This window comes from Variovorax sp. V15 (assembly GCF_041154425.1).
GTDB lineage: Bacteria > Pseudomonadota > Gammaproteobacteria > Burkholderiales > Burkholderiaceae_C > Variovorax > Variovorax guangxiensis.
Window position 1 is genome coordinate 1,617,350 of sequence record NZ_AP028659.1, and the last position, 25,879, is coordinate 1,643,228.

Consider the following 25,879-nt stretch of genomic DNA (forward strand, 5'->3'; position numbering starts at 1 on the left):
CCGGGCGAAGCGCCCATCTACCCCGAAGCCGCGGCAAGCGGCGAATTCATCGAACTGCACGAACACGACAACCTGCTGCGTGTGCGCAGCGGCGGGCGCGGTTGAAGGTATTGCAAGGCCAGGTCTTTTCCGCCCGATGATCTTCGACCGCGACACCTACCGCCGCTTCTTCGACGGCTACTTCATCCGCGACTGCACCATCGGCTTCGAGGATGGCCGCCTTGGCTTCCTGCTGTTCGAGGAGCAGGAGGACAAGGACCATGACGAGCCGTTCAAGGTCCGGCTGCTCGCCGTCAAGCTGGCGAATCCGGCCGAGACGCGGTTCTTCACGCTGACCACCCATGCGCTGGGGCTGGGCTGCGATCTGTCCAGCGCCTGGGCGCCGGACCATTCGGAGTTCGTCTCGGTGGGCATCGGGCGGGAGACGCTGGCCTACAAGCCGAAAGTCCACAAGGGGCAGGAGGCGCGCATTCCGTTTCATGGCGCGGGCGAGCCGCATCCCGTTTCTGGACTCAGGTACGACAGCATCGTGCTGCGCACCGCGCGCGCCGGCACCACGGTGTTCTCGGTCGGTGCGCCGTTCCGGGTGTACGAGCGACTGGGCCCCGGGCAATGGCGCGAGCACACGGAGATTCCGCTGCCCGAGGGGCTGGCCAGCACGGAGCCGGATGTTGCTGACGAGGCCCTGTCGAACTCGGATTTCAACGATCTTGCCGGCCTGTCCGCGCAGGACCTGTACGTGGTCGGCTCGCGCGGCGCCGCCTGGCGACGGCATGAAGGGCGCTGGAGGCAGCTGCCCTTTCCCTCGACGCTGGATCTGAAGACTGTGGCCGTTGCGCCCGACGGCACGGCCTACGTCACCGACGAGCGCGGCCACGTATGGCAAGGGCGCGACGACAGCTGGCGTTGCCTGACTCCGAAGCCGCACAGCGAAAGCTTTCTCGACAGCGCCTGGTTCGCCGGCCGGCTCTGGTGCACCGGCAGCACGGGCGGCTGCTACGTGCTCCAGGGCGGCAGGATGGTGCTGGCCATGGATGCACGCCGGCAACCGATGCCCAAGGGCTGCTCGCTGGCATCGCGGCGGCTCGATGTGTCGCCGGATGGCCGCAGGATGCTGGTTGCCGGTTGGCACGGGGCGCTGGAGTTCGACGGCGAGCATTGGACGGCGCTGTTCTACGGCGAACCCTGAGCCCGCCCATCCATCGGCAGCCAGGCTCGCTTGCTCATCCCCCGGAAGAAGTCTCTCACCCATGTCCAGCAACAAGTTCCAGATCGGCAAGTGCGCATTCGAGTTCGCGCCGGATACCCAGGTCGTCTTCGAGGACGGCGGCATGTCCTTCGAACTGAAGGCGCGGCCCGTCGCCTTCGACAAGGCGCTGCACGCGCCGCCCTTCGACCCCGAGGGCTCCGACAACCCGGCGCCGGGGCAGGTTGCTCCTTCGTTCCGCTCCTCGACCTTTCACTTCCATGACAACCACGACACGCCGCACCGGCGCGTGCGCTACATGAAGGATCAGCCGACGCACGGCTTCTATCTCTGGGAGAAGGGCTTCGACTTCGGCACGCGCTTCTTCGGCGAGATCGACCTGCGGCCCGACCGCATCGAAATGCACGGCCTGCTGCGGCACGACTACGAGACGGACGAAGAGGGCGTTGCGGTCGACGTGGTGTGGCACTGCACGCCGGGAGAGGTGGAACTGCGCGCGCACACCTACGGCAGCTTCGATGAGGCGATGGCTGCTCCGCCAGAGCGCGTGCGGCGGTTGATCATCAGCCATTGGGATGCCGTGTGGCGCGAGGAACTGCTGCGCTTCACGCAGCTCGAGTTCCTGTCGATGGAAGACCTATGGACAGGCAACCCCGAGAAGGCCGTCACGGCCTTGCCCGAATCCCTTTGCACGCTGACGCGCCTGCGCGAGCTGCATCTGCGCAGCCGCCATATCGCCCGTCTTCCCGAGAACCTCGGGACGCTCGAATCGCTGGAAGTGCTTTCGCTCCAGTACTGCCAGATCGAGACATTGCCCGACAGCATCGGCGAGCTCGTGCATCTGCAACGACTGCTGCTGGACGGGAACCTGCTCAAGACATTGCCTGAATCGGTAGGCCACCTGCCGGCCCTCCAGCTGCTGAGCATCAACCGCAATCCCTTCGAGTCGCTGCCGGCTTCGCTGCGGAACATCGCGAAGGTCAATATCGAGAGGAAGAACGAAGCGCTCTTCCGCGACATCCGCTATCGCCCCGACGTGGAGGTCGCGATCGACCGCGAGGCTTTCATGGCACGCAACAGCCCGCGGCATGTGGCGCTGTTGAGCGATGCGCTGGCACGTCACGATCTCAAGGCCTACGAAGGGCCGCTTCGGCGCCACGCGCGCCAGGCGCTGCGCCTGTGCACCACGGAGCGTGAGAACTATGCGATCCCGGGCGGCACGCGCATCGGCGGCAGGCCGGACCTGCCGCCCGGCATCGACTACCCGGCCACCGACGGAAAGCTCTGGCGCTTCTACGCGCAGATCGATCTTGCAGAAATCGCCGGGCTTCAGTCGTGGCTGCCGCGCACCGGCCGCCTCTACTTCTTCGGCGAGGGCCAGGAGGAGGGCGACGGTGTGCGCGTGCTGCATTCGAATGCTTCTGCCGCCGAGCTGCAGCCCTATGCATGGCCGGAGGGCGCGGAGTTCGCCGATGGCTTCGACGTGAGCGACGCTCATGAAGGCTACAAGGTCCGCATCGACGCCACCGTGTCGCTGCCGAACCTCTACAACGCCGGAGGAGGTCGCCTGAGCGGTGAAGACGCCTCGCTGCTCGAGATCGACAGGGACGACAAGCTGCAGGAAGCGTATTGGGCGCTCGAAGCCGAACTCGCCGGCGATGGCGAGCGCAGGAACGGCGCACACCTGATGAACGCACACGTCTTCACACAGCACGAGAACCCGCAGGAGCAGGCCTCGCGCGAAAGGGGCGGCCTGCCGCAGGAGTGGATCAACCTGCTCACGCTCGATTCGGACAACAAGCCCGGCTTCTGCTTCTGGGATGCCGGCACTTTCACCTTCAGCATCCACGAGAAGGACCTGGCCCTGGGCGACTTCTCGCGCGTGCACTGGAGCCTGGAAAGCAGCTGAGTCCGCGTCGTTTGTGCGGACTAGAACTTTCGCAGTCCCGCTCGCGTTGTTCTTTCGCAATACCCGCATTCCGCCGTGTCGGATGAGGCGTCGGCACGCATTCCCATACCTAGAATCGCGCCGGTCCGGGCGTCCGCCCGGCTCCATCAACCGGAGAAGCCGCGATGTCCTTTTCGTTCGGTGCCGTCGTCGTCACGTACTTCCCCACCGACGGGCAACTGACGAATCTCCATACGCTTTCGCGCTCGTGTCCGCGTCTGTGCGTGGTCGACAACACGCCGGAGCCGGGCGAGTGGCACCGGTTGGTCGTCGACGCGGGGATCACCGTGCTCCACAACGGCAACCGTGGCGGCATCGCGGGCGCATTCAACTGCGGCATCACCGAGCTCGAAGCGCAACGCGTCGAACTCTTCTTCCTGCTCGACCAGGATTCGGTGCTGCCCGCTGGCTACTTCGACGCAATGTGCCAGGCGGCGGAGACGGCACAGAGAAAGGCTTCCGGTGAAGGCAAGCAAGACGCTGCCTTCCTGATCGGCCCGCTCGTCCACGACACCAACCTCGACGCGCTGATCCCGCAATTCGGCCTGCAGGGCAGGCGCGTCTACCAGCTCGACCTGCGCAAGCCCTTCACCGAGCCGCTGGCGCGCTGCGCCTTCATGATCTCGTCGGGCTCTCTGATCTCGCGCGGGGCCTGGGCCAAGGTCGGGCGCTTCGACGAGCGCTACGTGATTGACCACGTCGACACCGACTACTGCATGCGCGCCCTGCGCAGCGAGGTGCCGCTCTATCTCAACACGCAGGTGGTGCTGCGGCACCAGATCGGCGACCTCGAGGCGAAGTCGCTGTTCGGCTGGAAGATCTACGTCATCAACTATCCGGCCGTGCGGCGCTACTACATCTCGCGCAATGCACTCGACCTCTCGCTGGCGCACATGCGTGCCTTTCCGGCGATCCTGTTCATCAACGTCTACACGCTCAAGCAGATCCTGCCCATGCTGATCTTCGAGCGCGACCGCTTGAGAAAGAGCGTCGCGCTGCTGGTCGGCTGCATCGACGGCCTGCTCGGCAGGCTCGGTGGCATCCGCGAGGTTCGCCCGCGCGTGGGCAAGTACCTGAGCCGCAGCGGTTGAGGTTGCAGCGATGAGTCCGACCCTCCAGGCACCGCGCGTGCGCCGCGCCGCGCTCGCCTTCATTTTCATCACGGTGCTGATCGACTTCCTCGCGTTCGGCCTGATCCTTCCAGGCCTGCCGCATCTGGTGGAGCGGCTGGCCGGCGGCAGCGCCGCGACCGCGGCGTACTGGATCGCGGTGTTCGGCACGGCGTTCGCGGCGATCCAGTTCGTGTGCTCACCGGTGCTGGGCGCGCTGTCCGATCGCTTCGGGCGGCGGCCTGTGATCCTGCTGTCATGCCTGGGCCTTGCCGTCGACTTCGTGTTCATGGCCCTTGCCGACAGCCTACCGTGGCTCTTCATCGGCCGCGTGGTGTCGGGCGTGTTCTCGGCCAGCCTCACCACCGCCAATGCCTACATCGCCGACGTGACGGCGCCGGAAGAAAGAGCCAGGAGCTACGGCATCGTGGGCGCGGCCTTCGGCGTGGGCCTGGTGCTCGGTCCGGTGCTCGGCGGCCAGTTGAGCCACATCGATGCCCGCCTGCCGTTCTGGTTCGCGGCCGGCCTCACGATGCTCAACTTCTGCTACGGGTGGTTCGTGCTGCCCGAATCGCTGCCGCCAGAGCGGCGCAGCCTGAAGTTCGACTGGTCGCATGCCAACCCGGTCGGCTCGCTGATGCTGCTGAAGCGCTATCCGCAGGTGTTCGGCCTGGCGGCGGTGATCTTCCTGGTCAACCTCGCGCAGTACGTGTACCCGAGCGTGTTCGTGCTCTTCGCCGACTACCGCTTCCAGTGGAAGGAAGACACCGTGGGGTGGGTGCTCGGCCTGGTGGGCGTGCTGAGCGTGGTGGTCAACGCGCTGCTGATCGGGCCGGGCGTGAAGCGTTTCGGCGAGCGCGCGGCGCTGCTGTTCGGGCTGGGTTGCGGCGTGCTGGGCTTCGCGATCTGCGGCGTGGCCGATGCCGTGGCGGTCTTCATGCTCGCGCTGCCGTTGTGCACCTTGCTGGCCTTCGCGGGGCCAGCAGCGCAGGCGCTGGTCACGCAGCAGGTCGACGCGGCGCAGCAGGGGCGCATCCAGGGTGCGCTGACGAGCCTGGTGTCGGTGGCGGGCATCGTCGGGCCCGCGGCCTTCGCCGGCAGCTTCGGCTATTTCATCGGCGTGGACGCACCGGTGCAGCTGCCGGGCGCGCCGTTCTTCATTGCCGCACTGTTCCTGTGCGTGGGCATGCGGGTCGCATGGCGACGCACGCGGCCTGCGGTGGCGGCAGCCGGCGAAACAGCGACCGAGCCGACCTGAGGCCGCCGGGCGGGCCGCTTCAGCCCAGGAACTCGCCCTCGTCGAACTGGTGCTCCATGCGCCGCGTCGCCAGCGCGACATGGGCGGCGAGCATCTCGTCCAGGTCGATGCCGGCCAGCGCCTTCCGGCACAGCGGCTGGTAGCGCGCCACCCAGTCCTCTTCGCCCGCGTCGTGCTCGTAGACGACGTTGTGGAAGGCGCCGTTCCGGTCGAAGGCCAGCAGCGTGCGGTCTTCATAGCGGTGGTGCGCCCAGCCGAACACCACGTAGTGCTCCGTCAGCGCTTCCTGCGAGGCCGGCTTCAGCCCGCCGAACTCCCGCCGGCTGCCGAAGGTGCACAGCGCTCCCATGAGGCTGGGCCAGGCGTCGTCGACGTCCGGGCTCTCGGCCCAGGAGAGCAATCTGTCGATGGAGAGCAGGTCGAGATGGCGCATGCGGTTCTCGGGCAGCAGCGAGAAGGCGCCCAGCGATTCATAGAGCGCCCTCAGCGGCTCGGGCAGGCGCATCCCGATGCGGGCCTCCAGGCGCTCGATGGCGTCAGGGGTCTCGGGGGCCTGGCGGACCGCCGAGAAGGCATATCCGAAATCCTCGGCCGCGTCTTCGTCCTCGATCCGGGCGACCTGCCGGGCGAGTTCCTCGACCCTGGCTTCGTGGCGGTCGAGGGCGGCGGTGAAGCGGGGGAGGCGGTCGGTCAGGGAAGGAACTGTCTGCATGGTCTGTGTGGCGGGGCGGGGCAGGGCGCCAGCCGTGCTGTTTGGGGCGCGGCGAGTATAGGTGGGCGGTCTCCGGGCGGCATCTGGGCAGTACTGGCCGCATGGCCCGTACGTAATTCCCCTTACGGTCCGGTCAGATTGCAATCAGTTTGGCGCCAGAGCATGCAGGGGTCCGGACTTCCGCCCGGATGGAGACGATCAGCCCCGGTTTGCCGGTGCCGGTGATTTCGAAACCCATCGCACAAGAAGAGATGAAAAACAGAACCCTTGTCAGAGGCTTGTTCCTCATGGCGATAGCGCTGGCCTTCGGCCTGACCTCGCTTCGCTACCCCATCGGAGACTTGAGCCGTGCCGGCCCCGGTTTGTTCCCCGCCATGATCAGCGCGATGCTGCTGGTGATCGCGGTTTCCACTGTGATCCGGTCGTTCTTCGTGGAGCGCGTGGCGCTGGAGTTCAACTTCAAGAACATCTCGCTGATCCTGGGCAGCCTCTGCGGCCTGGCGGTGATCTCCATGTACGTGAACATGATCGCCGGGATCATCTTCATGGTCTTCTGCTCGGGCTTCGCCGCGTCGTCCTACTCGGTCGTGCGCAACGTGAAGATCTCCGCCGGGCTGGTCGTCATGGCGCTGGCCCTGCAGAAGCTGCTCGGCCTGAACCTTCCGCTGTACTGAGGAAGGAACGAGCATCATGGAAGTCCTCAACAACCTCGCGTTCGGGTTCTCGCATGCCCTGACCATGCAGAACCTGCTGTTCTGCGCCATCGGCTGCACGGTGGGCACGCTCGTCGGCCTGCTGCCAGGCCTTGGCCCGCTGGCCACCATCAGCCTGCTGCTGCCGCTGACGTATTCCATTCCCACCACCGGCGCGCTCATCATGCTGGCCGGCATCTACTACGGCGCGCAGTACGGCGACAGCGTCAGCGCCATCACGATGAAGATCCCGCATGCGAGCAGCATCGTGGCCTGCATCGACGGCTATGCGATGACGCTCAAGGGCCAGACGGGCCTCGCGCTCTTCACCGCGGGCTTCTCCAGCTTCATCGGCGGCACGGTCGCCATCCTGGTGCTGTCGTTCCTCGCGCCCGTGCTCGGTGAAGTGGCCTTCCTGTTCGGGCCCGCCGACTACGTCGCGATGATGCTCGTGGGCTTCGTGTGCGTGAGCTTCGTGACCACCGGCAGCCTGCTGAACGGCCTGGCGATGTGCATGATCGGCGTGCTGCTCGGCACCATCGGCACCGACGTGAACAGCGGCATGCAGCGCTTCACGCTCGACCTGCCGTTCCTGGTCGACGGCGTCGGCATCGTGAGCATCGCGCTGGGCTGCTTCGGCATTGCCGAGATCACCAAGAACCTCGACTCGCGCGAGGAACGCTCGCCCTTCAACGGCAAGATCAACCTGATCCCGACCTGGGCCGAGTTCAAGCGGATCATTCCGAGCGCCCTGCGCGGCAGCGCGGTCGGCTCCTTCCTGGGCATCCTGCCCGGCGGCGGCCCGACCATCGCCCAGTTCGCCGCCTACGCGATCGACAAGAAGGTCAGCAAGTACAAGCACGAGATCGGCACCGGCTGCATCGAAGGCGTGGCCGGCCAGGCCGCTGCCGACGAAGCCGCCGCGCGCACCAGCTTCATTCCGCTGATGAGCATAGGCATTCCCGAGAACGCCGTCATGGCGCTGATGCTGGCCGCCTTCATCATCAAGGGCATCCAGCCCGGCCCGAACATGATCGGCAGCCACCCCGAACTCTTCTGGGGCCTGGTGGCCAGCATGTGGATCGGCAACGTGTTCCTGCTGGTGCTGAACGTGCCGCTGGTGCGCTACTGGCTGTCGGTGTTCAAGATCCCGTACGCGGTGCTGTTCCCGTCGATCCTGTTCTTCTGCTGCATCGGCACCTACAGCGTGAACAACAGCCTGGAGGACATCTTCATCACCGCCGCCTTCGGCTTCATGGGCTACATGTTCATGCGGCTGGAGCTCGACGCCGCGCCGCTGATGCTGGGCTTCATCCTCGGGCCGATGCTGGAGGAGAACTTCCGCCGCGCCATGCTGCTGAGCCGCGGCAGCTTCGGCATCTTCGCCACGCGCCCGATCAGCGCCACGCTGCTGAGCCTGGTCGGCGTGTTCATCGTGTGGCAGGTGGCTTCGTTCCTGATCAAGGTGCGCAAGAACAAGGGCGCGGCCCTGCCGCCGCAACCCGTGTCGGCGATGGAGGAATAGACACGCCTGCCGGCCGCTTCGGCGGCAAGCAATGAGAGACCTGTTCGCCGCGTTGCCCGCCTGGGTAACGCGGCGAACTGCTTTGAGGCGGCCCCGTTCGCGCGCACCGTCAGTGCATGCGCGCGAACTTCCCCGGCGGCTGCCCCACATGCCGGCTGAACGCCGTGCTGAAGGTGCTGGCCGAACCGTAGCCCACCCGCTCGGCCACTTCCGCGATCGCCAGCTCTTCGCGGCGCAGAAGCTGCTTGGCGAGGGCCATGCGCCATGAGAGCAGGTATTCCATCGGCGGCATGCCGACCGCGCGGCTGAAGCGGTCGAAGAAGGCGGAGCGCGATAGCGCGCTCTTGCGCGCCAACTGTTCCACCGTCCAGCCGCGGGCGGGGTCGCCATGCATGTGGCGGAACGCGGCCGCGAGCCGCTTGTCCGCCAGGCCTCGCAGCAGGCCGGGCGGTGCCTCTTCGCCGGAGGTGGTGCGCAGGGATTCCACCAGCAGCACTTCCACGAGCCGGGTGAGCACCAGCTCGCGGCCCGGCCGACGGTCCAGCGATTCCTCGCGCACCATCTGGGTCAGCAGCGGCAGCTTCTGCGAGCCCCGCACATGCAGCACGGCGGGAAGCAGCGACACCAGCATCGCCGAATCGGGCGAGTCGAACTCGAAGTAGCCGCCCAGCATCCGCACCTCGGGCCGGCCGCCGCGCGCGCCGTGGCGTATTTCGCTGCCGCTCGTGTCCATGGCCGCCTTGCGCGCGTCGATGGGCACCGGCGTGCCGGGCTCCAGGCTCGTCATCGTGAAGCCGGGCGTGGTGGGCAGCAGCACGAAGTCTCCCGCGGTGAGCGTCAGCGTTTCCGCTCCATCGACCGACAGCAGGCAACTGCCTTCGAGCAGTGCGCAGAAGCTCGGCAGGCCGAACTGTGTGTAGCGCACGCCCCAGCGTCCGGCGCCGCTGATCACCTTCGAGAACACTGCCCGGGGCTTGAGCAGCGCGATCACCTGCGACAGCGGGTCGACGGCCATGGATGGACTTTCGCAAACAAATGATGGACTGATGATTGTAGATAGTCCGGTAGGTCGAGCCTATCGTACGAGTTCCTTCCAACCGCTCGTTCACTTACCCACTCAGAGGACCACCATGAAGACTGTTCTGATCACCGGCTGTTCGTCTGGCTACGGCCTTGCCACTGCGCGCCATTTCCATGCTCAAGGCTGGAGCGTCGTCGCGACCATGCGCAAGCCGCAAGACGGACTTTTCGAAGACTCCCCGCGCATGCGCGTGCTTGCGCTCGACGTGACGCGGCCCGAGAGCATCGTCGCCGCGCTGGACGCGGCAGGCCCTGTCGACGTGCTCGTCAACAACGCCGGCATCGGCCTGTTCGGTGCCTTCGAGGCCACACCGATGGCGACGACGCGCGAGCTCTTCGAGACCAACACCTTCGGCGTGATGGCCATGACGCAGGCCGTGCTGCCCGCGTTCCGCGAGCGCCGCGGGGGCATGATCGTCAACGTGACTTCGAGCGCGACCCTTGCGCCCATGCCCCTGGTTGCGGTCTACACCGCCAGCAAGACGGCGATCGAGGGCTTCACGGCCTCGCTCGCTCACGAACTGAGGGCATTCGATGTCGCCGCGAAGCTCGTCGAACCCGGCTACGCGCCCACGACGCGATTCACCGAGAACGGTGGCGAGCGGATGCAGGGCCTGATCACCGAGCCGTATGCGCCCCTTGCTCGGTCGATCTTCGGTACGCTGGCGCAGGCCACGCAACTGACGAAGGAGTTGGATGTCGCCGAGGCGGTCTGGCGCGCGGCGAACGATGCGACGGGGCAACTGCGATTTCCGGCGGGCGCCGACGCGGTCGCGCTGGCGCAGCGGGGCGCGGGTTGAGGCAGCCGGCCGGCGCCGGCCGCGAGCTTCAGCCTGCCGTTGCCGCAGTTGCGGTCGCAGGTGCAGGTGCAGGTGCAGGTGCAGATGCAATCGCAGCCGCGGTGGCCGGCAAGGCCTCGGGCTCGCACTGCAGCGCGCTGTCGGTGCCGGGGATGGGCGCGGTGAGGATCTGGGCCAGCCAGTGGTCGAGCGTGTCGTCCGGCGGTGCTGCGGGGCGATGCTCGCGGGCCGAGGGCTCCGCGGCGCCGGAAGCACCGCGGGTGATGGGGCTCACCTCGTCGGGAAACCATCTGAAGATGCTGACCTGACTCTTGTAGCCATCACCCGAGCGCACGAAGAGAAATCCCTGCTGTGCGTTGCCTTCCGCGTCGACCGGGACACCGGCGGCCCGAAGGGCCGTGACCCTTGCGCCGGTTTCCATGTCGCGCGGCAGCTTCAAGGTGATGCTTGCGTTGTGGACCATCCGTCTCGCCATGTTCGTACCCTCATGCTTTCTTGCGGCTCGCTGACTCGAAAAGCTTTCCCAGGGGCCCGCGTTTTTTTGAGGGAGGCGCGGGCCTCCCGGAACTTCATTGCGGTAGCGCCTGCTTACTTGTCGTGATGCAGGTAGCTCGCCTGCTTCGGCAGCAGAAGGCTCACGGTGAAGGCCACGACCATCATTGCCGTCACGTACCAGTAGAAGTAGGACTCGTGCCCGATCGACTTCAGGCCCAGCGCCACGTACTCGGCGCTGCCGCCGAAGATCGCGTTGCCCACCGCGTAGGAGAGGCCAACGCCCAGCGCGCGGATCTCGGGCGGGAACATCTCCGCCTTCACGATGCCGCTGATCGAGGTGTAGAAGCTCACCACCGCCAGCGCGAGGGTGATGAGCGCACCTGCCACCAGCGGGCTGCCGACGTTCTGCAGGTTGCTCAGCACGGGCACCGTCATCAGCGCGCCCAGGGCGCCGAACAGCAGCATGTTGCTGCGGCGGCCGATGCGGTCCGACAGTGCGCCGAACAGCGGCTGCATGCACATGTAGATGAACAGGCAGGCCGTCATCACGTTGCTGGCGGTCTTGATCGACATGCCGGCGGAGTTCACCAGGTACTTCTGCATGTACGTGGTGAAGGTGTAGAAGATCAGCGAGCCGCCGGCCGTGTAGCCGAGCACCACGAAGAAGGCGCGCTTGTGATGGGTGAAGAGCTCGCGCATCGTGCCCGCGCCCTTGGCGGCGCGGGTCTTGTTGCTGGCCGTCTCGGTCAGCGTGCGGCGCAGCATGAGCGCCACAACGGCCGCCACGGCGCCGAGCACGAAGGGAATCCGCCAGCCCCAGGCCTTGAGCTCGGCTTCGTCGAGCACCTGCTGCAGCACCACCACGACCACCACCGCGAGCAGCTGGCCGCCGATCAGCGTGACGTACTGGAACGAGGAGAAGAAACCGCGCTGGCCGCGCATCGCCACTTCGCTCATGTAGGTGGCGGTGGTGCCGTATTCGCCACCCACCGACAGGCCCTGCAGCAGCCGCGCGAGCAGCAGCAGCGCCGGAGCGGCCGCGCCGATCTGCGCATAGGTGGGCAGGCAGGCGATGACCAGCGAACCCACGCACATCATGACCACAGAGGTCACCATCGAAGTCTTGCGGCCCTTGCGGTCGGCGATGCGGCCGAACAGCCAGCCGCCGATCGGGCGCATCAGGAAGCCGGCGGCGAACACGCCGGCGGTGTTCAGCAGCTGCACCGTGGGGTCGGACTTGGGGAAGAAAGCTGGCGCGAAATAGATGGCGCAGAAGGCGTAGACGTAGAAGTCGAACCACTCCACCAGGTTGCCGGACGAGGCGGCGAAGATGGCGAAGATGCGCTTGCGCTTTTCCTCGAAGGTGTAGGGCGTGTGGTTGTTGGCGGTGGCGGGTGCCGCGTCGGGGCTGGAAGCGCCGGCGGCCGCGCTTGCGATGGCGGTCATGAAAGGGGTCCTTGTCTCTGGCTGCGGCCCGCGGCGTTAAGAAGAAAAGGCACGCGGGGGCCGTTGCGGCGAGTCTGTCCGGCCGCGGCAGCGCTGTCGTCCGTAACCGGCCGTTGGCCGTCTACGTATCGGTACGCAAGGGTAAATACCTAGATTGGGGCCGCGACGGGCGTGCGCCGTCGGCGGTGGCCGGTGCCCGGCGAGCTACAGCGAGTGTTCCCGCAGGAACCGATCCAGCTGATGGCTGTTCGCCAGCCCCAGCTTCGCGAACACGTGCGCCCGGTGCGTTTCCACCGTGCGCTGCTCCAGCGGGGCGAGTTCCTGCGCGATCTGCTTGTTGGGCTTGCCCTCGGCGACCAGCCGGGCGACCTGCATCTCGCGCGGGGTGAGCTTGTCCCACAGCGCCTGCGCGGCCTGGCGGGCCTGGCGGCGGGTGGCGATCTCGCCGGCCTGTTGCAGGGCGCGGGCGATGGTGTCGAGCAGGCGCTCGTCGTTGCAGGGTTTCTCGAGCCAGCCGAAGGCGCCGTTCTGAACGGCCTCCACGGCCATGGGAATGTCGCCGTGGCCCGAGAGGAAGATGACCACGAGCGGGCTGTCCTGCGTGCGCAGCGTGTCGAACACCTGCAGGCCGCTCATGCCTTCCATGCGCAGGTCCATGATCACGCAGCCGGCGCGCTGCAGGTCGGTGCCTTCGAGGAAGGCTTCGCCCGAGGCGAAGGTCTGCACCGCGTAGCCGCGCGACAGCAGCAGCAGGCCGAGCGAGCGGCGCACGGCCTCGTCGTCGTCCACGATGCACAGGTTGTTGGCGGGAGCGGCGCTGTTGTGGGTCATGTCGGTGGCGATATTTCCAGCTCGAGGGTGAAGACTGTGCCACCGCCCGGACGGTCGGCAAAGGTGAGGCGGCCCCTGTGCGCCTCGACGATGGTGCGGCAGATGTTCAGGCCCAGCCCCAGCCCGCCGGTCTTGGTGGTGAAGAAGGGCGAGAACACCTGCTCGGCCACGGCGGCGTCGATGCCCGGGCCGCGGTCGGCCACGTGGATGTGCATGCGTCCTTCCTTGAGCCCCGCCTCGATCTCCACCAGCCGCTGCTCGGGCGGTACGGCCTGCATGGCGTGCAGGCTGTTCGACAGCAGGTTGAGCAGCACCTGCTCGAGCAGCACGCGGTCGCCGCGCACCTCGGGCAGTCCGGGCGGAATGCGAAGCTCGGCGCGCGCCTGGCGCATGCGGATCTCGCCCTGCAGTAGCGCGATGGCGTTGCCGGCCAGCGCTGCCACCGAGCAGTCTTCCGTGCCCACGGTGCGCTGGCGCACGAAGCCGCGGATGCGCCGCACGATCTCGGCGCTGCGCTGCGCCTGCATCACGGCCTCGTCCAGGCTGCTCACCAGCAATTGCTGGTTGCCCTGCTCGGCGAAGGCCTTGGCGGCGCTGGCGAAGTTGCTCAGCGCCATCAGCGGCTGGTTGAGTTCGTGGGCCAGCGTGGAGGCCATCTCGCCCAGGCTCGCCAGGCGCTGGGCGTGCTGCAACTGCTCGTCGTTCTGGCGCTGGCGCAGCTCGGCGCGCTTCTGTTCGGTGATGTCCACCACCGAACTCATCCAGCCGGCGTGCTTGCCGTCGGCATCGATCAGCGCGGCGGTGTAGACCATGGTGATGACCTCGTGCCCGTCGCGGTGCCGCAGGCGCGACTCGAAGCCGGAGCGCACGGGCTGGCCGCTCATCATCGCGTCGTAGTGGCGCCAGTGCTGCGTCACGTCGTTCGGGTGCCAGTAGGGGTAGGGCGGCAGCTTGCCCAGCAGCTCGTCGGCGCCATAGCCGGTCATTTCGCAGAAGGCCGGGTTCACGTAGATGATGCGGCCTTCGAGGTCGCGGGCGCGCATGCCCACCAGCAGAGAGTCTTCCATCGCCTTGCGGAAGGCATGGGCCTCGTCGAGGTCGTGGGTGCGCTCGCGCACGCGCAGCTCCAGCACGCGGCGCGCGTCGCGCTGCTCGGCGAAGCGGCGTTCGCGCAGCTGCCAGTAGAGGCCGGCCAGCAGCAGCACGACGGCGCACAGCAGGCCCAGCATCCAGGCGCGCTCGCGGGCATTGGAGACTTCCGCGTGGTCGGTCATCACTGTCAGCGTCCAGCCGAGGTCGGGCAGGCGCTCGTCCACCGCGAGGTACTCGCGCGGCCGGCCACCGATATCGGTGCGCACCAGGTAGCCGAGCTGGCCTTCCTCGCGTTCCACCCTCCACGGCAGTGCCGTGAAGCTGGTGCGCGTGCCGTACTGCTGGTCGCGACGCATGCCTTCAAGCTCGGTGGCCTGCAGCGGGCGCGATGACCGGTACATCCACGACGGTACCGAGCTCAGGAACACGACGCCGCGAGCGTCGGTCAGCAGGATGGGGTCGCGCACGAAGGTCCAGGTTTCCTGCACCTGGCGCAGGCTGACCTTGACCGTCACCACGCCCCGGATCTCTCCGCCTTCGCCGCGCACCGGCGAGGAGATGAAGAGCCCCGGCTCGCCGGTGGTCTGGCCCACGCCATAGAAAAGGCCGTTGCGCCCCGCGCGGGCGTCGATGAAGTAGGGGCGGTTGGCATACGACTGGCCGACGAAGCTCTGAGGCGTGTTCCAGTTGCTGGCCGCCAGCGTGAGGCCCTGCATGTCGATCAGGTAGAGCACGTCGGAACCGGCCTGCCGGTTCACCCGCTCGATGTAGAGATTGGCGCGCTGCTTGGCGGCAATGTCGTTGGGGCGGGCCAGCGCGGCCAGCACGTCGGGATGCAGGCCCGCGGTGAAGGGCAGGTAGCTGTACTTGCCGGCGGCGTCGCGCAGGCCGAGCACGTGCACTTCCATGGCGCGGCGGATCGAGTCGGCCTGGAAGCTCGCTTCGCGGTTCGCCGCCCATTGGCCCGCGAGGCCGATCAGCAGCAGGGCCAGCGTGCACGCGGCCATCCAGGCGATCGTGCTGCGATGCCGCCGGCGAGGGCGGGCCTGGGCGGTCGCCGACGCCGTATGCGTCGGATCGGGGGCGGGGGTGGACATGGTGGGCGGCATGGGGGCGGGGCCGACCGGCGGCGGGAGGATTTTGCCCTGATCCTCCCGGGCAGGCTCTGCCGCCCGCCTTCCGTCATGCCGCCACCGGCTGCTCCCGCGTGCCGGCCCGCTGCGTGGCCTGCCCGGCCGGGCGCGCGTCGAGCTGCCTTGCGAGCGCATCCCACCGCACTCGCGCCGACACCACGCTTTCCTCCTTCACATGCCCGAAACCGCGGATCTGCTCGGGCAGCCGTGCGAGCGACAGGGCGGTATCGAAGTCGATGGCATCGAAGCGCGCGAGCACGTCCTCGACCATTGCACGGTAGTCCTCGATGAGCTGCCGCTCCATGCGCCGCTCGGCGGTGCGGCCGAACAGGTCGAAGGCCGTGCCGCGCAGGCCGCGAAGGCTCGCGAGGACGCGGAAGGCACCCATCACCCAAGGCCCGAAGCTGGTCTTCATCGCGCGGCCCTCGGCATCGCGGCGGCCGAGCACCGGCGGCGCGAGATGGAAGCGCAGCACCGGCTTGCCCTCGAACTGCTCGCCCAGCTTTTCCATGAAGCGCCGGTCGGTGTAGAGGCGCGCGACCTCGTACTCGTCCTTGTAGGCCATGAGCTTGAAGAGGCCCGATGCGACAGCCTTCGCCAGCTGGTTGCTGCCGCGCTCGCGCTCTTCGAGCGCACGCACGCGTTCCACCAGCTCCGCGTAGCGCTGCGCGTACGCGGCGTTCTGGTACGACACGAGGAACTCGGCGCGGCTCCTGACCAGCGCCTCCAGGCTCTGCGGCCGCTGCAGCGCGACGACCTTCTGCGGCGAAGCTTCTCGCGTCACCGCCGCGAGGTCGAGCGCAGCCTTGCGGCCCCAGCGGAATGCGGCCTGGTTCGCCTTCACCGCCACGCCGTTGATCTCGATGGCCTTGTCCAGCGCCGCGGCCGACAGCGGCACATGGCCCTTCTGGAAGGCGAAGCCCAGCAGGAACAGGTTGGCCGCGATCGCGTCGCCCATGAGCCGCGTGGCCAGTTGCGTCGCGTCGATGAAGTCGGCGCGGCTCTCCACCGATTCCTCGATGAGCGCGCGCACCTGCGCCGCCGGGAACTGCCAGTCGGGCTGCTGCGCGAAATGCCCGGTCGGCTGCTCGAAGGTGTTGACCAGCGCATAGGTACGCCCCGGCCGCATGCGCGCGATGGCGTCGGGCGCGCCGGCCGTGAGCATGTCGCATCCCAGGATCAGGTCGGCCTCGCCGGTGGGAATGCGCTGCGCCTTCAGCTGCGCCGCGTCGCGCGCGATGCGCACGTGCGAGGTGACCGAGCCGTTCTTCTGAGACATGCCCGTCATGTCGAGCACGCTCACGCCCTTGCCTTCGAGGTGCGCGGCCATGCCGATCAGCGCGCCTATGGTGATGACGCCCGTGCCGCCGATGCCGGTGATCAGGATGTTGTGCATGCCTTCGAGCGCGGGCTGCTTCGGCTCGGGCAGCGGCGCCTCTTCGGCTGCAGCCTTCGCGGCGATCGGTGCCTGCTTGCGCGGCTTCACGCCTTCGACCGTCACGAAGCTGGGGCAGAAGCCCTTGATGCACGACTCGTCGGCGTTGCAGGCGCTCTGGTCCACCGCGCGCTTCAGGCCCAGCTCGGTCTGCTTCGGCAGCAGGGCGGTGCAGTTCGACTGCTCGCCGCAGTCGCCGCAGCCCTCGCAGACCGCGTCGTTGATGAACACCCGGCGCGCGGCCTGCGGGAACTCGCCCTTCTTGCGGCGGCGGCGCTTCTCGGCGGCGCATACCTGGTCGTAGATCAGCACCGAGACGCCCTCGAACTCGCGCAGCTCGCGCTGCACCGCGTCCATGCTGTCGCGGTGGTGCACGGTGAGCATGAAGCCCTCGCGCTCCGGCGGCAGCACGCTGCGGTCGGACCAGCGCGACGGGTCTTCGGCCACGAGCGCAAGGCGCTTCACGCCCTCGGCCGCCATCTGGTGCGCGATGCGCGGCACGGTGATGGGCCCGTCCACCGGCTGGCCGCCGGTCATCGCCACCGCGTCGTTGTAGAGGATCTTGTAGGTGATGTTCACGCCCGCCGCCACGGCCGCGCGGATGGCGAGCGAGCCCGAGTGGTAGTAGGTGCCGTCGCCCAGGTTCGCGAACACGTGCCTGCGCCTGGAGAACCACGCCTGCCCCAGCCACGGCGCGCCTTCGCCGCCCATGTGCGTGGTCGTGCGGTTGTGCTCGGGGTAGATGGCGGTGGCCATCACGTGGCAGCCGATGCCCGCGAGCGCGAGGCTGCCTTCGGGCACCTTGGTCGAGGTGTTGTGCGGGCAGCCCGAGCAGTACCAGGCCGGCCGCGAGGGCGTGGCCACGGCCTTGCCCAGCACCACGTCCTTCGCGTCGAGGATCGCCAGCCGCATGCGGATGCGGTCGCTGGTGTGAAAGCGCGCCACGCGCCCCGCGACGACGCGCGCGATCTGCGCCACCGAGAAATCGGCCGTGGCCGGCAACAGCCACTTGCCGCGCGGATGCGCGCCCCATTCGCCCTGCTCGTCGAACTTGCCGATGACGCGCGGGCGCACGTCCTCGCGCCAGTTGTAGAGATGCTCCTTGAGCTGGTATTCGACGATCTGGCGCTTCTCCTCGACCACAAGAATTTCTTCGAGGCCATCGGCGAACTCGCGGATCGAATCGGGCTCCAGCGGCCACGGCATCGACACCTTGAAGAGCCGGATGCCGATACGCGCAGCCTCGTCGGCATCGATGCCCAGTTCTTCCAGCGCCTCGAGCACGTCGCGGTACGACTTGCCCGAGGCTACGATGCCCAGGCGTGCCTTGGGCGAATCGATGGTCACGCGGTTGAGCCGGTTGGCGCGCGCATAGGCGATGGCGGCGTAGATCTTGTAGTCCTGCATCAGCGCTTCCTGCTTGCGCGCCTGCACGCCGAGCGTGTCGGTCGACAGGCGCGCATGCACGCCGCCGGGCGGGAAGACGAAGTCCGAAGGCAGCTGGGTGTGCACGTCGAGCACGCCGGCCGGAATGGAGCCTGAAGACTCCACCGTGTCGGCCAGCGCCTTGAAGCCCACCGGCAGCCCCGCGAAGCGCGACATCGCGAAGCCATGCAGGCCGAGCTCGATGTACTCCTCCACGCTCTGCGGGTAGAGCATCGGGATCATCGACGCGGCGAACAGGTGGTCGCTCTGGTTGGGCAGCGTGGACGAAGACGCGCCATGGTCGTCGCCCGCCACCAGCAGCACGCCGCCATGGGGCGAGGTGCCCGCGTGGCTCATGTGCTTGAACACGTCGCCGCAGCGGTCCACGCCCGGGGCCTTGCCGTACCACATCGCGAAGACGCCATCGACGGCGGACTCGCCCGTCAGGTGCACCTGCTGGGTGCCCCACACGGCGGTGGCGGCGAGTTCCTCGTTCACGCCGGGCAGGAACTTCACCGCGCTGGCTTCGAGTTGGGGCTGCGCCTTCCACAGCGCCTCGTCCAGGCCGCCGAGCGGCGAGCCGCGGTAGCCCGAGACGAAGCCCGCCGTGTTCAGCCCGGCCTTCTGGTCGCGCCATTTCTGCACGAGCATGAGGCGCACCAGTGCCTGGATGCCGCTGAGGTAGATCCGGCCTTCGGTGGCCGTGTATTTGTCGTCCAGCGCAACGCTGGCCAGTTCGTGGGATGCCATGACTGAAAAAGACTCCGGGTAGGACTCGTCGGAATGCGGGCATGGCCCCGGTAGAGGGCCGGCTCGCGGAACGCCCCGGCGGGGTAGACGCCGGGGCAGCAACGATTCTTCCGCCTTGTCCACGGAAAGTGCTTCTTCGTTTTAGCAAAGAGCAACCAATTCCGGAAGATCTGTCTTTTGCGGGCGCAATCCGCCGAAAGTATTTCGGCCGGAGCCCCGGACCCCGCCGGCCCGACAATGTCGGCCTCGCAGACCCGACCCACACACCATGAGACCCGACCTCGATTCGCTGGCGCTCTTCCTTCGCGCCATTGAGCACGGCAGCCTGTCGAAGGCCGCCGCCGAGAGCCACATGGTGCTGTCGGCCGCCAGCCGCCGGCTTGCCATCCTCGAAGAGCAGCTGGGCGTGGTGCTGCTCAACCGCACCTCGAAGGGCGTGACGCCCACCGGCGCCGGCGAGTCGCTCGCCATGCATGCGCGGCAGATATTGCGCGACGTCGACCGCATGCGCGCCGACCTGTCGGACTACGCGCAGGGCGCCACCGGCCGCGTGCGGCTGCATGCCAACGCATCGGCCATGGGCCAGTTCCTGCCCGACGACGTGGCGAGCTTCCGCCAGCGCTACCCCGAGATCCGCGTGAGCGTGGAAGAGCACCGCAGCGTCTACATCGTGCAGGCGATTCGCGACCGGCAGGCCGACGTCGGCGTCATCACCAGCGAGGCCGCAGACCCGGCGCTGCACTTCATTCCGTACCGCACGGACAGGCTCGTGGCCATCGTGCGGCAGAAGCACCCGTGGCGCGGGCGCGAGGTGTCGTTCGAGGAGCTGCTCGACTACGACTTCGTCGGCCTGGAAGACGACTCCGCCATCTCCCGCACCATGGAAGACGCCGCGATGAGCGCGCGCAAGGTGCTGCGCCTGCGCGTGCGGGTGAAGAGCTTCGAGGCCGTGTGCCGGATGATCGAAGCGGGCATGGGCGTCGGCATCCTGCCCGAAGGCGCTGCGGTGGCCTATCGCAAGGAGATGAAGCTGCGCTTCATCAATCTCACCGACGCGTGGGCCTCCCGGCGGATGTACCTGTGCACCCGGCAGGAGGCGCTGAGCTTTCCGCAGCGCAGGCTTGTCGACCATCTGCTGGCGCGCGGGATGTCCTGAGGCTCGGGTCCGGGTTCGTTCAGGGCGAGGCTCACGCCGACGGGGTGCCTTGCTGCGCGAATGTCCCCCGGTCTTCGGCCTTTGTGATGGAGGGCGGTTCGGTTGAATCGCACTCTTCGGCAGCCTGCGATAGATGTGATTGCGCAGACGCCCGGCAAGTCAGGGCAACGACGCAACACAACGATAGCTTTCAGCCTTCGTCACGTCGCCCGACACGTACGCCGGGTAGTTCGGATAGCGGCACATGGGGCGCGTCGCGAGAGTGCTGAAGGGGGCGGAGGGCGAGTTGCGCACCTGCACGAGTGCATCGGCCGGCGCGCTGCCACTCGTCACCCATTTATCCAGCGTCGTGAGCAAATCGTGATTGGTGGGAATTTCGGCGCCTGTCGTGAGGCTTGCCGCCGTACCGCCATGATTCGATGCGGGTGAAACGTAGAGGCGCACGAACTCGTCGACGACCGGCTGCGTGAGCTTGTCGACGACGCTCTGGTAGTACTGGATGCCGGCCATCGGGCTCTGCGCCCAGTCGCCCGAGTTCTCGCGGATGATGAGCTTGCCGCCCCGCGCGCGGAAGGCCGAAAGATCGGGATCGGTCGAGTCCATCAGCGCCGACACCTTCTGGATGCGCGCCTGGAAGTTCGAGGCGTTCCATGTGCGGATGTCGAAGGCGGCGTTCTTCGCGATCACATAGCGAGCGTAGCTGCTGCCGTAGATCACACCGCGAGCGTCTGCCGAAGTCGGCGGCAGATTGGGAACGAGGCCTGTCGTCACCCATCGACCCACGCCTTCCCCGCCGAGTTGGATCTCGCCGCCGTACAGGCGGCCCGGGTAGGTAGTGAGACCGTTGGCGAGCGGGAAAGGCAGGACTGTCGGTCCGTACGACGCCTTGAGTACAGCGAGTTGCGCGTCGGACAGGCAGGTGTCGCCCGTGTCGCCGCCGCCAGGGCAGCGCAGGCGCTGCAGGTCGATGCGAGACGGACAGGCGAGATAGTTGCTCACCACGCCATCTGCGCTGTTGTCCAGCGCGTCGCATGTGGTGTTCACATAGTTGGCGAGCAGGCGCACCTTGCTGGCGTTGATTGCCCCGCCGGAGAACTGCGGCAACTGGTAGCTGATGAATCCGTTGAAGAGTCCCGTCCAGCTGATCACGGGCACGACGGAAACGATGCCGTCGAAATCTTGCGGGTAGCGCTGCGCCATGGTGAGGCCCTCGCGCCCGCCCTCGGAGCCGCCGTAGAAGTACTGTTTGGACGGCGTGCGCAGGTAGTACTGCTGCATCAACACGTGCGCGACGTCCTTGACCTTCTTGTATGACTGATGCGCGAAGTTCAGGAACATCTCGTCGTTCAACGCAAACCTGGCTGGATCGGTAGCGTTGTAAGTCGTTCCGTCGTGGCCAGAGTCGGTGCCGAAGGTCGCGAAACCCTGGGTGATCGGCTGCGCTTGACCCGGTGCCGCGTCGCGAAGCGCGGCGACGGCATCGATGACCGTGCCGTTGAAACCGCCACCTCCCACCATGACGGCCTTTTCGTTCCATGTGGTCGGCAGGTTGAGCTGGAAGCGTATCGGATCAGCACCCGGCGTAAGGGGAGCGATCGTGCCCTGCACCCTGCAATATTCGGCGAAAGCTGGCGCGGTAGTGACGGCGGGTACGAGCATGGCCGAAGACACAGTTGCCTTGCCGCTCGTCAGCGCGATCTGCCCCGGCGACACCGTTTTGCCGGCCATGCCGGCGCAAGCCCGAGCGAGCGAGGTCTTGTCCGGTACGGCCAGGTTGACGGCCTTGCCGCTCCAGCGGCCTGCGCCGCACGCAGCAAGCAGCGCAGAGCAGGCAACAAGGCCAGCTACGCCGAGCCAGCGGTTTGGATGATTTTCTCTCGTCATATGTGTCTCGGGTCGGGTTTCATGGGGCCTCAGGCGGCATCGAAGACGCGCCCTGCGTTGAGTATGTTCGCCGGGTCAAAAAGCAGCTTGAGGCTGCGCATCGCGTCGAGCTCCTCGCCGGTACGGCTGTGGGGCAGGAACTCCTTCTTGACCACGCCGATGCCGTGTTCCGCCGAGATGCAGCCGCCCGCCCGTTCCGTGGCGAGATACACCATCTTCTCGATCTCGTGCAGGCTGCCGTTGGCACTGTGCGGACCGGACAGCACGTGCAGGTTGCCATCGCCGATGTGACCGAAGAAGAGATGCTTCTGGTCCGGAAAGAGCTGCCTGAGATCCCGTCCGACCTGCTCGACGAACTCCTGCATGCGAGACATCGGAATGCCCACGTCGAAGGCGGCAAAGGGTTTCAATGCACCGAGGAGTTCACCAACGGCTTCACGGTACGTCCAGAGGCGCCTTGAATCCTCCACGGACTGGGCCACGATCACGTCGGCGACCAGGCCTGAATCGAGTGCCTGCCCCAAGGCTCGCTCAAGCGCCTCCCGATCGGCAAGGTCGTCGGCCCCGAGGGTCTCGATCAGCACGTACACCGGATGGTCTTCCTCGAACGGACGCCGCAGCGAAGTGATCTGCGTCGCGGCAGCCAGATAGTCGCTCCACATCACCTCGAACGCCGACAGCGCCGGCAAGGCCCGCTGCAGGTCTCTCACGAGCTGCGTTGCTGCCTCGAATGACGGCAGCGCGCAAAGGGCGGTGCTCGACGATGTCGGCTTGGGCGACAGCTTCAGGTCCAACCGGGTGATGACCCCCAGCGTGCCTTCAGACCCGATGAAAAGATGCTTCAGGTCGATGCCAGTCGTGTTCTTCGTCACCCGGTTGAGCATCGACAGAAGCCGGCCGTCGGGCAGCGCGACCTCCAGGCCGAGGACCCGTTCACGCATCGTGCCGAAGCGGATGACGCGGTTGCCGCCCGCGTTCGTGGCTGCGTTGCCGCCGACATGGCAGGAGCCACGGGCACCGAGGTCCAGCGGAAAAGTCCAGTCCCGCTTTTCGACCCACTGCTGGAGTTCTTCGAGCACCACGCCGGCCTGCACCCGCACGGTCCCAGCGACCTCGTCGAGGTCCTCCACGGCGTTGAGCCTGGCCAGCGAGAGCGCTATCTCGCCGTTGCACGGCGTCGCGCCTCCGGCCAGGCCGGTGAGGCCACCCTGCACCACCACCTGCTGCCCCAGGCGCGAGCAGACAGCGAGCGCACTGGCCACTTCCTGCGGCGTCCGTGGACAGATGACGAGCGATGGGCGCACGCGCTTGGCCTCGCTCCAATCGCCTGAATGCGCCTCCAGGCGACCCGGGTCCTGCAGGACCCGGGATTCGCCCAGAACCCCGACCAGCGCCTCGCGGACTTCTTCAACTGACAGTGCTGTGTTTTGCCTGGACATGAAAACTGCTTCTCGACTTTCGATGGGAGACATTGGCTGCGAATGCGCCGAAGCGAGCTTTCTCGAAGGTCCGTCGAAGGTCCTGGTCCAGGGGCGCGCGGATGTGTGCGCGGGCCAGCCCGGATCACCTTCTTTTGCGAACCGCGCCCAGGCTTCGTGCATCTCGCGCGCCAGCTCACCGGGCGCCGCGGCTCCCGCAAACTCGCGGCCCATGGGGGTATGCAGGTTTGCGAAGACGAATGGCAATTCGACACCATGCGCGGCGCCCAACCGGCCGCCGCATTGCGGCGAGCGCCAGGAAAAGAGATACCGGTACGCCGGTCCGAGGTGCGCGTCGGCCAGCTCGGCGATCCGCCGGGCAGGGGTGCTGTAGAAGTACTCGGACTGCAACGCGCACAGCGCGGCGCCGGGGCTTTCCTGGCCGGCGGGCATCGGCAGGCCGGCTTCGCGAACGAAGTCCTCGAGGTCCGTGGCGGTCAGGCGGGAGAGCGCGTCCGTCGGCACGTAGTACAGGCGCATCTCTTGCGCATTGCTGCCCACCAGGATCTGCAAGCGCCTCGGTGCGGCCGTCCATTCATCCGCCATCGCCTGCAGGGGCTCTGTCCGCAGGATCCGCCCGTCGACGACAGGGCGCAACGGGAAGAGGTTGCGGGCGCTCATGCCGTGCGCTTTTCGCAGGCGCGGGTCGCTCGCCAGTGCATGCACCGCTTGCAGAAGAACGGTGATGGGCGCCGCGGCCATGGCCAATCGCGTCGGCTCGATGCCGGCCACCGACGCGATCGCCCGGAAAGCCACGATGGCTTCGTCCACGCTCTGACAAGCGATGCTCGGGCTCTGAAGGATTGCGCGGTGAAAGAGGCCGCGCGAAGCGGGCATGCCCATCAGGCAAGCCAGGGCACCGGCCCCCGCGGATTGGCCGAACACGGTGACCCTTTCGGGGTCGCCGCCCCAAGCGGAGATGAAGGCCTGGACCCACTGCAGCGCCGCGAGCTGGTCGAGCAACCCGCGGTTGTCCGGCGCCGAAGGAAGGTGTGCGAAGCCGTCCACGCCAAGCCGGTACTGGATGGAGACGAACACCACGCCCTGCCTTGCGAACGAGGCGCCGTCGTACAGCGGATCGCTCGCGCCGCCGCGGAAGAACCCACCGCCATGGACCCAGACCATCACCGGCAGATGGGCGCCGGGCGGCGCATCCGGCGCCCAGATGTTCAGCCGCAGCGCGTCTTCGCCGCCGCGCGGGTCGTCCTGCGCCTGCGGGTCGCGCGGCCATTGGAAGGCGACCGGGCCGAACGAGGAGGCATCGCGCACGCCTGCCCACGCAGGCACGGGCACCGGGGCCTCGAATCGCAGCGCGCCGAAGGGCGGCTGCGCATAGCGCACGCCTTTGAAGACACGCACGCCGTCGAGCCATGCACCCCTGAGCCCGCCGCCATGGGCCAGGCGCACCTCGGGTGCGTGCTTCGCGTTCATTCGGTGGCCAGGCCCAGCCTGTCGATCAATGGGCGCCACACCGCGGCATCGCGAGCGGCCCAGCTGCGCACATCCGCGGGCGCGGAAGCAATGAGCGTGACGTTCATGGCTTCCATGCGTGCCTTGTACTGTTCGTTGGTGCGGCATTGCTCCGTTGCTACGTTGAGCTTGGCCGCGACCGGCTGTGGCAGCCCCGCCTTGCCCACCACCGCAATCCAGGAAGGCCTCGCAAGATCTGCCGCGGCCGGAACCAATTCGGCAATCGTGGGCACGTCAGGCAGCAGCTTCGATCGCTGGCTGTCGAAGACCGCCAGTGCCACGAGCTTGCCGGCCTTCACCTGCTGCGCCGCCGTGCCGATCACGAGCGTCATGGCCTGGATCTGCTTGCCGATCAGCCCGGTGAGCCCCGCGCCCTCGCCGACGAAGGGCACGTGCGTGCCTGGCACGCCAACCTTGTCCAGCAGCGCCGTGGTCAGCAAGTGTGCCGGGCTTCCCTTGCCGGGAGACCCGAAGTTGATGCCGCCGGGCGTGGTCTTCGCCAGCTTCTCCAGGTCAGCCAGCCGCGCGATGCCTTCGCCCGCGGGCACCGTGAGCACGAGCGGCGAGGTGCCCAGGATCGCGATGCCCTCGAAGTCGGTCGCCGGATCGTAGGGGCGCTGCTTGTAGGTGTAGGGCGTGATGCTCATCTGGGACATGCCGATGCTCATCAGCGTGTAGCCGTCGGGCGACTGCCCCTTGAGGTTGTTGATGGCCAGCAAGCCATTGGCACCTGGCTTGTTCTGCACGATCACCGGGTGCGCGAGTTCGCGTGCGATGCAGTCGGCCCAGACGCGCGTCATCGAGTCCGATGCGCTGCCCGGCGGTTGTTGCGCGATCAGTTGAATTGGCTTGGCTGGGTACACCGCAGCATCCGCCCAACTGGCTGCGGCGCATGAAGAGATGAGGATCGCGAGCAGCAGCCTGGGCGTGTGGATAGGGTTCATCTTGTCTCC

18 protein-coding genes are annotated in these 25,879 nt (G+C 67.3%); 8 read left to right on the forward strand and 10 right to left on the reverse strand.

Annotated features, from left to right (window positions below):
• Positions 1-136 precede the first annotated feature (136 nt).
• The 4 genes from ACAM57_RS07845 to ACAM57_RS07860 all read left to right on the forward strand — a co-directional run bounded on the left by ACAM57_RS07845 (position 137) and on the right by ACAM57_RS07860 (position 5,522).
• Positions 137-1,189, forward strand: a complete 1,053-nt coding sequence (locus ACAM57_RS07845) for a hypothetical protein (protein ID WP_369661233.1) — start codon at positions 137-139, stop codon at positions 1,187-1,189.
• Positions 1,190-1,250: 61 nt separating this feature from the next.
• Positions 1,251-3,116, forward strand: a complete 1,866-nt coding sequence (locus tag ACAM57_RS07850) for a DUF1963 domain-containing protein (RefSeq protein WP_369661234.1) — start codon at positions 1,251-1,253, stop codon at positions 3,114-3,116.
• A gap of 164 nt (positions 3,117-3,280) precedes the next feature.
• A complete protein-coding gene (locus tag ACAM57_RS07855) occupies positions 3,281-4,246 on the forward strand; it encodes a glycosyltransferase family 2 protein (protein WP_369661235.1) in 966 nt (321 codons plus the stop codon).
• Between the two features lie 10 nt (positions 4,247-4,256).
• Positions 4,257-5,522: a TCR/Tet family MFS transporter gene (locus tag ACAM57_RS07860; protein WP_369661236.1), complete on the forward strand. Its 1,266-nt coding sequence runs from the start codon at positions 4,257-4,259 to the stop codon at positions 5,520-5,522.
• Between the two features lie 19 nt (positions 5,523-5,541).
• Here ACAM57_RS07860 and ACAM57_RS07865 read toward each other — a convergent pair whose 3' ends face one another.
• On the reverse strand, positions 5,542-6,234 hold the full coding sequence (locus tag ACAM57_RS07865) for an SMI1/KNR4 family protein (RefSeq protein WP_369661237.1): 693 nt from the start codon (positions 6,232-6,234) through the stop codon (positions 5,542-5,544).
• A gap of 251 nt (positions 6,235-6,485) precedes the next feature.
• On the opposite strand from ACAM57_RS07865, the gene ACAM57_RS07870 reads away from it, so the two are divergent.
• Both ACAM57_RS07870 and ACAM57_RS07875 read left to right on the forward strand, forming a co-directional pair.
• Positions 6,486-6,908 carry a tripartite tricarboxylate transporter TctB family protein gene (locus tag ACAM57_RS07870; protein WP_260319668.1) on the forward strand — a complete coding sequence of 141 codons (423 nt, stop codon included), beginning with the start codon at positions 6,486-6,488 and terminating at the stop codon, positions 6,906-6,908.
• Between the two features lie 16 nt (positions 6,909-6,924).
• Positions 6,925-8,451, forward strand: coding sequence for a tripartite tricarboxylate transporter permease (locus tag ACAM57_RS07875; RefSeq protein WP_369661238.1), 1,527 nt, complete (start codon positions 6,925-6,927; stop codon positions 8,449-8,451).
• 109 nt (positions 8,452-8,560) lie between these two features.
• Here ACAM57_RS07875 and ACAM57_RS07880 read toward each other — a convergent pair whose 3' ends face one another.
• A complete protein-coding gene (locus tag ACAM57_RS07880) occupies positions 8,561-9,466 on the reverse strand; it encodes an AraC family transcriptional regulator (protein WP_369661239.1) in 906 nt (301 codons plus the stop codon).
• 115 nt (positions 9,467-9,581) lie between these two features.
• Between ACAM57_RS07880 and ACAM57_RS07885 the strand changes: the two genes are divergently transcribed.
• Positions 9,582-10,331 carry an SDR family oxidoreductase gene (locus ACAM57_RS07885; RefSeq protein ID WP_369661240.1) on the forward strand — a complete coding sequence of 250 codons (750 nt, stop codon included), beginning with the start codon at positions 9,582-9,584 and terminating at the stop codon, positions 10,329-10,331.
• Positions 10,332-10,359: 28 nt separating this feature from the next.
• Here the strand turns inward: ACAM57_RS07885 and ACAM57_RS07890 are convergent, their stop codons facing one another.
• The 5 genes from ACAM57_RS07890 to ACAM57_RS07910 all read right to left on the reverse strand — a co-directional run bounded on the left by ACAM57_RS07890 (position 10,360) and on the right by ACAM57_RS07910 (position 18,938).
• Complete coding sequence (locus ACAM57_RS07890) at positions 10,360-10,794, reverse strand: hypothetical protein (protein ID WP_369661241.1); 435 nt, start codon at positions 10,792-10,794, stop codon at positions 10,360-10,362.
• Between the two features lie 125 nt (positions 10,795-10,919).
• Positions 10,920-12,272 (reverse strand): MFS family transporter, encoded by a 1,353-nt coding sequence (locus ACAM57_RS07895; protein ID WP_369661242.1) that lies wholly within the window; start codon positions 12,270-12,272, stop codon positions 10,920-10,922.
• Between the two features lie 204 nt (positions 12,273-12,476).
• Positions 12,477-13,103: a response regulator transcription factor gene (locus ACAM57_RS07900; RefSeq protein ID WP_184642728.1), complete on the reverse strand. Its 627-nt coding sequence runs from the start codon at positions 13,101-13,103 to the stop codon at positions 12,477-12,479.
• Complete coding sequence (locus tag ACAM57_RS07905) at positions 13,100-15,292, reverse strand: ATP-binding protein (RefSeq protein ID WP_184642729.1); 2,193 nt, start codon at positions 15,290-15,292, stop codon at positions 13,100-13,102. Before ACAM57_RS07905 ends, ACAM57_RS07900 begins: the two co-directional genes overlap by 4 nt.
• A gap of 85 nt (positions 15,293-15,377) precedes the next feature.
• Entirely contained in the window at positions 15,378-18,938 is a 3,561-nt protein-coding gene (locus ACAM57_RS07910; RefSeq protein WP_369661243.1) for an indolepyruvate ferredoxin oxidoreductase family protein, read from the reverse strand.
• A gap of 268 nt (positions 18,939-19,206) precedes the next feature.
• On the opposite strand from ACAM57_RS07910, the gene ACAM57_RS07915 reads away from it, so the two are divergent.
• Entirely contained in the window at positions 19,207-20,094 is an 888-nt protein-coding gene (locus tag ACAM57_RS07915) for a LysR family transcriptional regulator (RefSeq protein WP_126023502.1), read from the forward strand.
• Positions 20,095-20,253: 159 nt separating this feature from the next.
• Here ACAM57_RS07915 and ACAM57_RS07920 read toward each other — a convergent pair whose 3' ends face one another.
• The 3 genes from ACAM57_RS07920 to ACAM57_RS07930 are packed head-to-tail and all read right to left on the reverse strand — an operon-like array spanning position 20,254 to position 25,870.
• Entirely contained in the window at positions 20,254-21,978 is a 1,725-nt protein-coding gene (locus ACAM57_RS07920) for a tannase/feruloyl esterase family alpha/beta hydrolase (protein ID WP_369661244.1), read from the reverse strand.
• A 29-nt stretch (positions 21,979-22,007) separates the two neighbouring features.
• Positions 22,008-24,887, reverse strand: coding sequence for a carboxylesterase family protein (locus ACAM57_RS07925; RefSeq protein WP_369661245.1), 2,880 nt, complete (start codon positions 24,885-24,887; stop codon positions 22,008-22,010).
• Positions 24,884-25,870, reverse strand: a complete 987-nt coding sequence (locus tag ACAM57_RS07930) for a Bug family tripartite tricarboxylate transporter substrate binding protein (protein ID WP_369661246.1) — start codon at positions 25,868-25,870, stop codon at positions 24,884-24,886. The genes ACAM57_RS07925 and ACAM57_RS07930 overlap by 4 nt, the downstream gene beginning before the upstream one ends.
• Positions 25,871-25,879 lie beyond the last annotated feature (9 nt).